At 35.1% G+C, this 14,156-nt stretch carries 8 protein-coding genes; 4 read left to right on the forward strand and 4 right to left on the reverse strand.

Going from position 1 to position 14,156, the window contains the following annotated elements; translation table 11 throughout:
• Positions 1 to 206 precede the first annotated feature (206 nt).
• The 4 genes from ppdK to pflB form a co-directional block, all read right to left on the reverse strand.
• The gene (gene ppdK, locus DFQ02_RS12475; RefSeq protein WP_116524768.1) at positions 207 to 2,936 is read right to left on the reverse strand and encodes a pyruvate, phosphate dikinase; all 2,730 of its coding nucleotides are present in this window, start codon (positions 2,934 to 2,936) and stop codon (positions 207 to 209) included.
• 205 nt (positions 2,937 to 3,141) lie between these two features.
• On the reverse strand, positions 3,142 to 4,398 hold the full coding sequence (locus DFQ02_RS12480) for an L-lactate MFS transporter (protein ID WP_116524841.1): 1,257 nt from the start codon (positions 4,396 to 4,398) through the stop codon (positions 3,142 to 3,144).
• A gap of 30 nt (positions 4,399 to 4,428) precedes the next feature.
• Complete coding sequence (gene pflA / locus DFQ02_RS12485) at positions 4,429 to 5,151, reverse strand: pyruvate formate-lyase-activating protein (RefSeq protein WP_245940267.1); 723 nt, start codon at positions 5,149 to 5,151, stop codon at positions 4,429 to 4,431.
• A 100-nt stretch (positions 5,152 to 5,251) separates the two neighbouring features.
• The gene (gene pflB, locus DFQ02_RS12490) at positions 5,252 to 7,477 is read right to left on the reverse strand and encodes a formate C-acetyltransferase (protein WP_116524770.1); all 2,226 of its coding nucleotides are present in this window, start codon (positions 7,475 to 7,477) and stop codon (positions 5,252 to 5,254) included.
• Between the two features lie 443 nt (positions 7,478 to 7,920).
• Between pflB and DFQ02_RS12495 the strand changes: the two genes are divergently transcribed.
• The 4 genes from DFQ02_RS12495 to DFQ02_RS12510 all read left to right on the forward strand — a co-directional run bounded on the left by DFQ02_RS12495 (position 7,921) and on the right by DFQ02_RS12510 (position 14,139).
• Positions 7,921 to 9,693, forward strand: coding sequence for an AMP-dependent synthetase/ligase (locus DFQ02_RS12495; protein WP_116524771.1), 1,773 nt, complete (start codon positions 7,921 to 7,923; stop codon positions 9,691 to 9,693).
• Positions 9,694 to 9,983: 290 nt separating this feature from the next.
• On the forward strand, positions 9,984 to 10,424 hold the full coding sequence (locus DFQ02_RS12500; protein WP_116524842.1) for a MarR family winged helix-turn-helix transcriptional regulator: 441 nt from the start codon (positions 9,984 to 9,986) through the stop codon (positions 10,422 to 10,424).
• Between the two features lie 17 nt (positions 10,425 to 10,441).
• Positions 10,442 to 12,850: a 3-hydroxyacyl-CoA dehydrogenase/enoyl-CoA hydratase family protein gene (locus tag DFQ02_RS12505; RefSeq protein ID WP_116524772.1), complete on the forward strand. Its 2,409-nt coding sequence runs from the start codon at positions 10,442 to 10,444 to the stop codon at positions 12,848 to 12,850.
• A gap of 98 nt (positions 12,851 to 12,948) precedes the next feature.
• Positions 12,949 to 14,139 (forward strand): acetyl-CoA C-acyltransferase, encoded by a 1,191-nt coding sequence (locus tag DFQ02_RS12510; protein ID WP_116524773.1) that lies wholly within the window; start codon positions 12,949 to 12,951, stop codon positions 14,137 to 14,139.
• Positions 14,140 to 14,156: the final 17 nt, after the last annotated feature.

Genomic DNA, 14,156 nt, shown 5'->3' on the forward strand with positions numbered 1-14,156 from the left:
AATAAATTCAGCATGACAAAAATTGAATTGTAACAAGTACAATATGAACCTTACTGCCAGTAGGCATAATGTGGCAGTCTTTTTATTCGAAAAGCATTACTTCGGTCATTCTTTCCTCTAAATGACGAATAATTTTAAAAATAAGAAACCCCGAACTAACATAAGTTACTTCGGGGTTTCAATCAAAAAAAGAAAAACGGAAAACACTATCGAGTTGCTTTAATAGCAGCTTGTGCTGCAGCAACTCTTGCGATAGGAACTCTAAATGGAGAACAACTTACGTAGTTCATCCCTGTATTATAACAAAACTCTACAGAACTTGGTTCACCACCATGTTCACCACATATACCAACTTTTAAGTTTGTTTTGACACTCCTACCTCTTTCGGTTCCAATTTTAACCAACTGCCCTACACCTTCTTGATCAAGAACTTCAAAAGGATCATCTTTTAAAATACCTTTTTCAAGGTAAATAGGCAAGAATTTACTAGCGTCATCACGAGAATAACCAAATGTCATTTGAGTTAAATCATTGGTTCCAAACGAGAAGAAATCAGCTTTTTCAGCAATCAAATCAGCCATTAATGTAGCTCTAGGAATCTCCATCATTGTTCCCACTAAATATTCTATGGAATCATTTCTTTCTTCAAACACTTGGTTAGCAGTTGCTCTAATAACAGCCTCTTGACTTTCAAATTCTGCCATAGTACCAATTAAAGGAATCATTATTTCAGGTTTAGCTTCAATACCTTTTTCCTTAAGATTTAATGCTGCTTCAATAATAGCTCTTGCTTGCATTTCAGTAATCTCAGGATATGTAATTCCTAATCTACAACCTCTGTGACCTAACATAGGGTTAAACTCCTCAAGTTCAGCCACTTTATTTTTAACCTCCTGCAAAGTAATATGCATATCCTCTGCTAAAGCTCTTTGAGTTTCTAATTGATGTGGTACAAACTCATGTAAAGGAGGATCTAATAATCTAATTGTAACCGGAAGGCCTTCCATAGCTTCAAAAATACCTTCAAAGTCTGAGCGCTGCATAGGCAATAATTCTTTTAAAGCTTCTTTCCTACCCTTTACAGTATCTGCAAGAATCATTTCACGCATCGCCTTTATTCTATCTACTTCAAAGAACATATGTTCAGTACGCGTTAACCCAATACCTTGGGCACCAAAGTTGCGTGCCACTTTAGCATCTTTTGGAGTATCGGCATTAGTCCTTACTTGCATCTTAGTAAATTTCTGTGCTAAATCCATAATTTCAGCAAATTCACCACTTAATTCGGGCTCCATTGTAGCGACTTTACCCTCAAAAATATTTCCTGTAGAACCGTTCAAAGAAATCCAGTCTCCTTCCTGATATTTATGCCCGTCAACCGTTAAGGTACGTGTCTTATAGTCAATCCGTAATGCACCCGCTCCAGAAACGCAACATTTACCCATACCACGAGCCACAACGGCAGCATGCGATGTCATACCCCCACGGGCAGTTAAAATACCTCTGGCAATGTTCATTCCTTCTAAATCTTCAGGAGACGTTTCAATTCTAACCAAAATACTGCTCTTGTATTTATCAGCTTCATCAGCAAAAAATACTATTTTACCGGTGGCAGCTCCCGGAGATGCTGGAAGCCCTTGTGCTATTGCATGTGCCTTTTTTAGAGCCTTTGGATCAAAAACTGGGTGTAGTAATTCATCCAATTTATTGGGCTCAATTAACAACAATGCTTCTTTTTCATTAATCATACGTTCTTTCAATAAGTCCATGGCAATTTTCACCATGGCAGCACCAGTACGTTTTCCATTACGTGTTTGCAAAATCCAGAGCTTACCTTGTTGTATGGTAAACTCCATATCTTGCATATCTCGATAATGCTTTTCTAGAATCTCTTGATATTGGTTTAGTTCTTTAAATATTTCTGGCATTAACTCCTCTAAAGAGGGATAGTATTTAATTCTATCATCTTCTTCAACTTGAGCTAATTCTGCCCAACGCTGAGACCCTGTTTTTGTAATTTGCTGAGGCGTTCTAACACCAGCAACCACATCTTCACCTTGGGCATCAATTAAGTACTCTCCATTAAAGGTATTTTCTCCAGTTGCTGCATCTCTTGTAAAGCATACACCTGTACCAGAATCTGATCCCATATTGCCATATACCATGGCTTGTACATTGACAGCAGTTCCCCAATCTGAAGGGTAACCATGCATTTTTCTGTAATAAACAGCTCTATCTCCATTCCAACTATTAAAAACAGCAATGATAGCCCCAGTTAGCTGATCCCATGGGTTTGATGGAAAATTCTTGCCTGTTCGTTTCTTTACGGCTTCTTTAAAGTCATATACTAAATCTTTTAAATCTTGAATGGTAAATTCTGTGTCTAATTCAATATTTCTCTTATGCTTTAATGCTTCCATTATTTCTTCAAATGGATCAATATCCTCTTTAGATTCTGGTTTCATTCCTAAAACAACACCTCCATACATTTGTATAAAACGTCTATAGGAATCCCAAGCAAAACGTTCATTATTTGTTTGTTTGGCTATTCCCAAAACCGCATCATCATTAAGTCCTAAATTTAGAACGGTATCCATCATTCCGGGCATAGAAACTCTAGCGCCAGAACGCACCGAAATAAGCAATGGGTTTTCTTTGTCTCCAAACTTGGTTCCCATAATGCTCTCTATATTAGCTATTGCTGCCTCTATCTCATCTCTTATAAATCCCATGGCAACTTCTTCACCTAATTGATTGTATTCTGTACAAACTTCTGTAGTAATTGTAAATCCAGGAGGAACTGGAATTCCAATAGAGCTCATTTCTGCCAAATTAGCCCCTTTTCCTCCAAGTAAATTTTTCATTTCCCTGTTTCCATCGGCCTTTTTATCACCGAAATTGTAGACCCGTGGTTTTACATTCTCTAGTAATTCCATAATATTTAGTTTTTATTACATTTCACCCTAAAATTTCATATAAATGTACATCTTAACACTTAGGCTTTTTATGACATAAATCATATAAAGTCTTTAAAACCAGTAGTTTTTTCAACTTACATGAAAGCAAAAACCCCAAAGCAACTACAATCTGCCTCGGGGTTTTCAATTAAAAAGAAAAAATGGAAGTTTTCAAAATTTACATTTAAGCAAATTTTAAGCCTTTATTTATTTTTCGGTAAGCCATTGTTACCGTGCGTTTCATAAGTAATGATACTGCTAATGCTACTACAAAGAGTCCTGCAAATACGGCCAATGTGGCATCTAAAGATCCTGTTGCATTCTTAACAACATCATAAATAGTTGGTCCCACAACTCCTGCCAAAGCCCAAGCTGTTAATACCATGCCGTGAATGGCTCCCAATTGCTTTGTTCCAAACAAATCTCCTAGGAATGCTGGTAAAGTAGAAAAACCACCACCATACATAGTTATAACAGTAAACAAAATAACCAAGAATGCTAATTCCACTGAAATTTGAGGTAATAACCAAAATGCTAAAACTTGAAAAGCAAAAAATACGATGTAGGTATTTGCTCTTCCTAAATAATCTGACAATGTAGACCACATAATTCTACCCACACCATTAAACACCCCTATTAAACCAACAATAGCTGCAGCTTCCATAGGTGTATAATTGAGTTTTTCTTGCATCATGGGGCTAGCTGCAGAGATAACTGCAATACCGCAAGCAATATTAATAAACATCATGATCCAGATATAGTAAAAACGAGGCGTTCTTAAAGCTTCATTAGCAGTTATATTAGCCAAATCTGCTTTAATGGTTTTTCCTTCTCCAGGCTTATAACCTTCTGGCATATACCCTTCTGGAGGCCTTTCAATGTATCTAGCTGATGCTAAAATTAATACCATGTAAATAGCACCTAAAATATAAAAGGCATTTGACACACCTACGGCATCAAATAATGATTGCATTACCGGACCAAAAATTAAGGCTGCAAAACCAAAGCCCATAATGGCCATTCCTGTTGCTAAACCGCGTCTATCTGGAAACCATTTTACTAATGTACTTACTGGTGTAATGTATCCTAAACCTAAACCAATACCTCCAATAACACCATAACATAGATAAAACATCCATAGAGATCCTAATTGAACAGCCAGTCCAGACCCTAAGATACCTAGTCCATAAAATATACCCGCTGTAGTACCACTTACTCTTGGACCTACTTTTTCTACCCAACGCCCTAAAAAGGCAGCTGATAATCCTAACAATAAAATGGCTATTTTAAATGCCCATTTAATAACACTTCCGTCTACATCAAAAATTTCCTTTACTGGGTTAGTCATTACTGAATAGGCATAAACCGACCCTATTGAAATATGTATTCCCACAGCCGAAGCTGCTATTAACCAACGATTTTTTAACTTTTGATTGCTCATAATCCTATTTTTATGCTGGCTATAAACCAACTAGTTTACTTTTACTTCTTTAAAATATTGTTCTAAAATTTCTACCGCATCGTTAATCTCCTCTGCTGTATTTTCTCGGGCATCTTTTAATTGATATTCCCAACCTAAACTTTCCCATTTGTGGACACCTAGAGTATGATAGGGTTGTATTTCAATTTTTTCAATAGTTTTATAGTCTTTGAAATACTCGCCCATTTCATGTAATAAGTCTGGCTTATTAGTAATACCTGGAATTAATACATAGCGTAACCACATAGGTTTACCAGAAGCTTCTCTATGCTTAGCAAAGTTGAAAGTGGTTTCCTTGTTTTTCATACCTGTAATCATTTGATAACCATCTTCTCGCATGTGTTTGATGTCTAACATCACTAAATCTGTATATTTATCTAGTAATTCTTCTACAAAGTGATTTAGTAATCTACCGTTAGTATCTATATTGGTATGAATCCCTTCTTCTTTTAGTCTTTGAAAAAAATGAATTAATTCTTTAGATTGTAACAAAGGCTCTCCACCCGATACCGTAACACCACCAAACTCACCAAAGTAAGATTTCATATTAACAGCTCTCTTTACTAAGCTTTCAATGGCATAATCTTCACCACCATGTGTATCAATAGTATCTGGATTGTGGCAATACAAGCATTTTAGCTTGCAGCCCTGTAAAAAAACAACCATCCGTATGCCTGGTCCGTCATGAGTACCAAACGATTCAACCGAATGCACTCTCAATGTGTAATCTGCAGTTTTGATAAGGTTTAGATTTTAAGTTAGAACTTCCGAAAGGTACTAATTTTCGGAAGTTCTTACTTGACTAATTTATATGTTACATTGAATCGTGGAATGACCTAGTAATCACTTCTAATTGCTGCTCTTTTGTTAATCTTATAAAGTTTACAGCGTATCCTGAAACCCTAATAGTTAATTGTGGATATTCTTCAGGATTTTCCATAGCATCTAGTAACGTTTCTTTATTTAAAACATTTACATTTAAATGCTGTGCGTTTCTTGAAAAATAACCATCAAGAGTTGTGGCAAGGTTAGCAATTCTTTCTCCTTCTGTAGCTCCCAAAGATTTTGGAACAATTGAGAATGTATTTGAAATACCATCTTGAGAATCGCAATAATCAATCTTAGCAACAGAGTTTAATGATGCAATAGCACCGTGAGTGTCACGTCCGTGCATTGGGTTAGCTCCTGGTGCAAAAGGAACGCCTTTTGCTCTACCATCTGGAGTTGCACCTGTTTTCTTACCATAAACGACATTGGATGTAATGGTTAAAACAGACATGGTTGGTTCAGCATTCTTGTATACAGGTAAAGCCTTTAATTCGTTATTGAAATCTTTAACAGCATTACGAGCAAAAATATCCACACGGTCATCATCATTTCCATATTTTGGGAAGTCACCTTCAATCTCAAAATCTATAGTTAACCCTTCTTCATTTCTAATAGGCTTCACTTTGGCATATTTAATAGCCGATAAAGAATCTGCAACAATGGATAAACCAGCAACACCATAAGCTATGTTAATAGCTGGATTTGTATCGATTAATGCCATTTGAGCTTTCTCATAATAGTATTTATCGTGCATGTAGTGAATAATATTCATGGAATCGTTATACACGCGAGCTACTTCTTTCATAGCTTTTTTGAAATTAGCCATTACTTTATCGAAATCTAAAATTTCATCCTCCATTGGCTCAATACCTTCAACCATTTGCGTTCCAGTATTTTCACAACGTCCACCGTTTACAGCTAATAATAATGTTTTAGCAAGGTTTGTTCGTGCTCCAAAGAATTGAATTTGCTTACCTAAAGCTTGGTAAGACACACAACAAGCAATTCCGTAGTCATCAGAACCTCTCATTTCTCGCATCATGTCATCATTTTCAAACTGAATTGAAGATGTATCAATAGCTACTTTAGAACAGTAGTTTTTAAAGTTCTTAGGTAAATTGTTAGACCAAAGAATCGTAATATTTGGCTCAGGTGATGGTCCTAAGTTATAAAGTGTGTTTAAGAAACGGAACGATGTTTTTGTTACTTTGGTTCTTCCGTCTGCAAACATGCCTCCAATAGCTTCTGTAACCCAAGTCGGGTCTCCAGCAAAAATCTCATCATATGCTCCCATTCTTAAATGACGAACCATACGTAACTTCATTACAAATTGGTCAATATACTCTTGAGCTTCTACTTCTGTAATAAGTCCTTTAGCAAGGTCGTTTTCAATATATATATCTAAAAAAGAAGACACATTACCTAAAGACATAGCAGCTCCATCTTGCTCTTTTACAGCAGCTAAATAACCCATATAAGTCCATTGAACCGCTTCGCGAGCATTTTCAGCAGGACGTGATAAATCTAGGTTATACTTTTTACCCATTTCTATCATATCCTTCAATGCTTTTATTTGATCAATTACTTCTTCGCGTAAACGAATCACAGCATCTGTCATTGGTCCAGTAATGGCATTATGATCTACCTTTTTAGCTTCAATTAATTTATTAATACCGTATAAAGCTACACGACGGTAATCACCAATAATTCTACCACGGGCATAGTTATCAGGCAAACCAGTTAAAAGCCCTAAAGAACGAAATCTTCTAATCTCCTCATTATAAGCCGAAAACACACCATCATTATGTGATTTAACATATTTTGTAAATAATTCTGATACTGTATCACTAGGAACTAAACCATGTTCCTCAAGTGCTTTTTGTACTACTTTAAAACCTCCAAAAGGTTTCATGGCACGTTTTAGTAATTCATCGGTCTGTAAACCTACAATAACTTCATTTTCTTTATCAATATATCCAGGACCAAAATTACTGACTCCAGAAATAGTTTCTGTATCTACAGAACGTACACCATTGTTTTGACGCTCTTCTTTAGATGCCTCTAAACACACGTCCCAAAGTTTCTTAGTACGCTCACTGGGGCCTACTAAAAACTGATCGTCACCGTAATAAGGTGTCACGTTGTTAACAACAAAATTTCTAACGTCTATTGTTTCAGTCCAAACACCGTTTTTAAATTCTTTTACTTCCATTTTTATAACTTTTATTAGTCAAATTTTATGTTTCAAAGGTACGTTACAACCAAAATTATTAAACTGACTTTTGTCATAAAACCTTGATATAGCTGGGTTTCAATGTAAAATTAATTCACGAAAACGTTTGAGCTATTGTTGGGTTTTAGAGAATTTTTAACTGTTTTAAGATTATGAATTACAAAAACGTAAAGTCTTTATACTTTTTGAATATTATTAGCAATTTTTAACACTTAAAATTATGGTTATCGTAAAAATTAAAAAAAATAAATTGTTATATTGAAAAAAATTCAAACGAAAGAAAAATTGTTAATTTTAAAGTATTCGTGATTTTAAAAAAACTAATTTTTGTGAGTAGTTGAAATTTTGGATTATTAAGACATCGTAAGCTATTTTAAAGTCCTATTAAATTTTATAATTTGCATGAAGTTTTTGAAAAAAATATGACAAAGATTACCAGAATATTTGATTTTCCTAAGTATCAACTTGAAAAATTCCACTTAGAAAAAGCATTTACATCAAAATATGATGGTAAATGGGTGAGTATTTCAACTCAAGATTATATCAATCAAGCCAATAAAGTTAGTAGAGGTTTAATACGTTTAGGTGTTAAGCCTAACGACAAAATTGCTGTAATCTCAACTACCAATCGTACAGAATGGAACGTGCTGGATATAGGTGTTTTGCAGTTGGGTGCTCAAAATGTCCCCATTTACCCTACCATTTCTAAAGAAGAATATGAATATGTTTTAAATCATTCTGAAGCTACATATTGCTTTGTTTCAGACGAAACAATTTTAGAAAAATTAAATTTGATAAAGGGAAACACTAAACTGAAGGGAGTATACACCTTTAATAAAATTGATGGTGAAAAAAACTGGCAGGAAGTTATAGATTTAGGTGAAGATGAAAGTAATCAAAAAGAAGTTGAGGATTTAAAAAATAAAGTTCAACCACAAGATTTAGCCACCTTAATTTACACATCTGGAACTACAGGTACCCCAAAGGGTGTTATGCTTTCTCATAATAATTTAGTGTCAAATGTTATTGATAGTTCATCACGCGTTCCCATGGAGCATGGTAAATCTGCTGCTTTAAGTTTTTTACCAATTTGTCATGTATTTGAGCGTATGATTCTCTATCTATATCAATACTGTGGAATCGAAATATATTTTGCTGAAAGTCTTGAAACCATAAGTGACAACTTAAAAGAGGTTAAACCTCATATAATGACTGCCGTCCCTAGACTTTATGAAAAAGTTTACGATAAAATAATAGCCAAAGGTTCCGATTTAAAAGGCATCAAGAAAATGCTATTCTTTTGGGCTGTTAATTTAGGATTGAAATATGAACCTTATGGTAAAAATGGCTGGTGGTACGAATTTCAGCTTAAGATTGCTAGAAAGCTTATTTTTAGTAAATGGAAAGAAGGCCTAGGCGGTAATATAAATACATTAGTATCAGGAAGTGCTGCTCTGCAACCAAGACTCATAAGAATATTTTCTGCAGCAGAAATGCCAATTTTGGAGGGCTATGGCCTTACTGAAACTTCCCCTGTTATTTCTGTAAACTGTCCATTTAATATGGGGATTAAAATTGGAACTGTGGGCAGAATAATTGATAATGTTGAAGTTAAAATAGCCGATGACGGCGAAATTTTAGTAAAAGGCCCTAACGTTATGATGGGCTATTATAAAGATCCTGAAAGAACTGCCGAGGTCATGACTGGTGATTATTTTCATACTGGAGATATAGGTGAGATATGTGACGATAATTTTCTTAAAATTACAGATCGTAAAAAAGACATGTTTAAAACCTCCGGGGGCAAATATATTGTTCCTGCCATGTTAGAAAACCAATTTAAACAGTCTCGCTTTATTGAGCAAATTATGGTGATAGGTGAAGGACAAAAAATGCCAGCGGCATTAATTCAAATTAATTTTGAATTTGTTAAAGAATGGGCAAGAAGACATGATATTACTTTTAATTCAAAAGAGGATATTATTACTAACCCTAAATTAATAGAACGTATTCAAGAAGAAATAGATGATGCCAATACTAACTTTGGTAAATGGGAACAAATAAAAAAGTTTGAAATTACACCAGATGTTTGGACCGTAGATGATGGTCACCTCACCCCTACTATGAAAATGAAGCGCAAGGTTATTAAAGAAAAATATAAAAGTCTAATAGAAAGAATTTATAACGAATTATAGATTTATTAATTCAAAACACACTTTTTTAATTTTTTTATTTTAGCCATACATTGTAACTTCACCTACAGGTTGCAACTATTGACGTTGGCATAACTGTGAAAATAAGAGCCATCATGGGAGCAGTTATTGGCTTATTAAGTGGAAAGATAAAGTAATGTTGTCTCAATAATTCTAACACACAATACCTTGTAATTATACAAGGTATTTTTTTTATAAGACATTCACATTTTTGGCATTTTGCTATGCGTGCATAGTATTTTTTTTTATATTTGATAACTAACGATCAACCAATGAAAGATAAAACAATTGACTATGTGCTAAGAACCACTTGGCTTACAGTTCAAAAAATGTATAATGAAGAGGCTTCAAAATTTGAAAGTACAATGGCAACTGGATTTACTTTACTGAGTATCGACCCCGAAAAAGGCACACCATCAACCGCTTTAGGTCCTAAAATGGGAATGGAAGCCACTAGCTTATCTAGAATACTTAAAACCATGGAAAAAAGAGGCCTCATAGAAAGACAACCTAATCCTAAAGATGGTAGAAGTGTTTTAATTCATTTAACAGAATTTGGACGAGAAAAAAGAGCCTACTCTAGAGAAAAAGTACTCACCTTCAATGAAGCCGTTAGAAGCAATATTTCAGAGGAAAAAATGAGTCATTTTTATGAAGTAGCAGAGTTAATCATTGACATGGTCTCCAATAAAAAAATTTTCGATAAAAAATAATTTTAGCTTGAACAATTATGAGTAAACGAATCATTAAAAAAGTGGCAGTCATTGGTTCAGGAATCATGGGTAGTGGTATTGCTTGTCATTTTGCTAACATTGGTATTGAAGTACTCCTTTTAGACATTGTTCCAAAAAACTTAAATGATATTGAAAAAGCTAAAGGATTGACTATAGCAGATGGTACTGTAAGAAACAGATTAGTAAATGATTCGCTTCAAAAAGCGCTAAAATCAAAACCCTCACCAATTTATCATGAAAAGTTTGCAAACCAAATTACTACTGGAAACTTAGAAGATGATATTGCTAAAGTAAATGAAGTAGACTGGATTATTGAAGTTGTAGTAGAACGGTTAGATATTAAAAAACAAGTTTTTGAAAATTTAGAAAAACACAGAAAGCCTGGAACCCTCATTACATCAAACACATCTGGAATTCCAATAAAGTTCATGAGCGATGGTAGAAGTGATGACTTCAAAAAGCATTTCTGTGGAACGCATTTCTTTAATCCTGCTAGATATTTAAAGTTATTTGAAATTATTCCAGGTCCAGAAACCTCTCAAGAAGTTCTCGAGTTCCTAAATAATTACGGTGAGCAGTTTCTAGGAAAAACATCTGTTGTTGCTAAAGATACACCCGCTTTTATAGGGAATCGTATCGGAATTTTTGGAATTCAATCCTTATTTCATCAAGTAAAAGAACTAGGATTAACTATTGAAGAGGTAGACAAACTTACAGGCCCCGTTATTGGAAGACCTAAATCTGCTACTTTTAGAACCGTTGATGTGGTTGGTTTAGATACACTTGTGCATGTGGCTAACGGTATTTATGAAAATTGTCCTGATGATGAAGCTCATGAGTTATTTAAATTGCCAGGATTCATCAATACGATGATGGAAAACAAATGGTTGGGCAGTAAAACAGGACAAGGTTTTTATAAAAAGGTAAAAGATGATAATGGTAAAAGTGAAATCCTTTCTCTAGATTTAGATACTTTGGAATACCGAAGTAACAAAAAAGCCAAATTCGCTACTTTAGAACTTACCAAACCTGTAGAAAAGGTTATTGATAGATTTAAAATATTAATATCTGGAAAGGACAAAGCTGGAGCCTTTTATAGAAAGAACTTTGCAGCTATGTTTGCTTATGTATCTAATAGAATTCCTGAAATATCTGATGAACTTTATAAGATAGATGATGCTATGAAAGCTGGTTTTGGATGGGAACACGGACCTTTTCAAATATGGGATGCTATCGGGGTTAAAAAGGGTATAGATATCATGAAATCAGAAGGATTAGAACCCGCATCTTGGGTAAATGATATGTTAGCTTCGGGAAATTTGTCTTTCTACTCTGTACAAAATGGTGCTACTCATTATTATGATATCTCATCTAAATCACAAACAAAAAAACCAGATCAAGATGCCTTCATTATTTTAGATAACATTAGAAAAAGTAATGAAGTGTTTAAAAACTCAGGTGCTGTCATTGAAGATTTAGGCGATGGTATTATTAACTGTGAATTTCAATCTAAAATGAACACTATAGGTGGCGATGTTTTAGCAGGACTGAACAAGGCTATTGATATAGCCGAAAAAGATTTTGATGGACTTATAGTAGGCAATCAAGGTGCTAACTTTTCGGTTGGTGCTAATATAGGCATGATTTTTATGATGGCTGTAGAACAGGAATATGAAGAGTTAAACGGTGCCATAAAATATTTTCAAGATACCATGATGCGCATGCGGTATTCTGCCATACCAACGATATCTGCTCCTCACGGGTTATCACTTGGTGGTGCCTGTGAACTTTCTATGCATGCCGATAAAGTTGTGGCTGCTGCCGAAACCTATATAGGTTTAGTTGAGTTTGGAGTTGGTGTTATCCCAGGTGGAGCTGGTTCGAAAGAAATGGCACTAAGAGCCTCAGATTCCTTTAGAAAAGGGGACGTAGAACTAAATGTACTTCAAGAGTATTTCTTAACTATAGGAATGGCAAAAGTAGCCACCTCTGCTTATGAAGCTTTTGATTTAGGATTACTTCAAAAAGGTAAAGACGTTGTAGTTGTTAATAAAGACCGTCAAATAGCTACTGCTAAAGCACATGCGCGAATAATGGCAGATGCTGGTTATACACAACCTATAAAGCGTAAAGATGTTAAAGTACTAGGAAAACAAGCTTTAGGAATGTTTTTGGTGGGTACAGATTCAATGGAAGCTGCTAATTACATTAGTGAACACGACCAAAAAATTGCCAATAAATTAGCTTATGTTATGGCAGGTGGTGATTTATCTGAACCAACTTTAGTAAGCGAACAATATTTGCTTGATTTAGAAAGAGAGGCATTCCTAAGTCTATGTACAGAACGTAAAACCCTAGAACGTATTCAGCACATGTTAAAAACTGGAAAACCATTACGTAATTAAAATTGCTATTTTATTTGCCTTTAGCCTTTGACTATTGGCTCTTTTAAAAAAAGTTTGATGCTAGAAGCAAACCGCTAATAGCCAAAAGCATAAAAAATATGAAAACCGCCTATATAGTAAAAGCATACAGAACAGCCGTTGGAAAAGCACCCAAAGGATTATTTCGTTTTAAACGAACCGATGAATTGGCAGCTGAGACTATCCAGTATATGATGAATGAGCTACCTCAACTTGATAAAACCAGAATTGATGATGTTATTGTTGGAAACGCTATGCCTGAAGGATCGCAAGGTCTAAATATGGCTCGTTTAATTTCTTTAATGGGATTAGATAGTGTGGAAGTTCCTGGAGTTACAGTTAACAGATTTTGTTCTTCTGGTATTGAAACCATTGCCATAGCAACTGCTAAAATTCAATCTGGCATGGCAGAATGCATCATAGCAGGTGGAGCAGAAAGCATGAGTGCTGTGCCCATGACAGGTTTTAAACCCGAACTTAACTACGATATCGTGAAAGCTGGCCATGAAGATTACTACTGGGGCATGGGTAATACCGCTGAAGCCGTTGCAAATCAATTTAAAGTTTCTCGTGAAGATCAAGATGAATTTGCTTATAACTCTCATATGAAAGCGTTAAAAGCACAAGCTGAAGATCGATTTCAAGATCAAATTGTTCCAATTGAAGTAAATCAAACCTACATAGATTCCAACGGAAAAAAGGCTACCAAAAGTTATACCGTAACTAAAGATGAAGGGCCAAGGAAAGGCACAAGTATAGAAGCGCTTTCAAAATTACGTCCGGTATTTGCTCAAGGAGGCAGCGTAACCGCAGGCAATTCATCTCAAATGAGTGATGGAGCTGCCTTTGTTATGATTATGAGTGAGACTATGGTAAAAGAACTAAACCTTGAACCCATCGCGAGACTTGTTAATTATGCAGCTGCAGGAGTTGAGCCTCGCATTATGGGAATCGGTCCAGTAAAAGCAATTCCTAAAGCTCTGAAATTGGCTGGTTTAAAACAAGATGATTTAGAACTTGTTGAATTAAATGAAGCTTTTGCTTCCCAATCTTTAGCGGTTATTAGAGAATTAAACCTTAACCCAGACATTATTAATGTGAATGGTGGCGCTATTGCTCTGGGGCATCCTTTAGGATGTACCGGAACTAAATTGTCGGTGCAATTATTTTATGAAATGCGAAAACGTAATATGAAAGGAAAATATGGTGCTGTAACCATGTGTGTTGGTACCGGCCAAGGAGCTTGTGGCATATTTGAATTCTTGAACTAAATCAAAAAAAAATCTAC

The sequence above is a fragment of the Seonamhaeicola aphaedonensis genome, assembly GCF_003386195.1.
Lineage (GTDB): Bacteria > Bacteroidota > Bacteroidia > Flavobacteriales > Flavobacteriaceae > Seonamhaeicola > Seonamhaeicola aphaedonensis.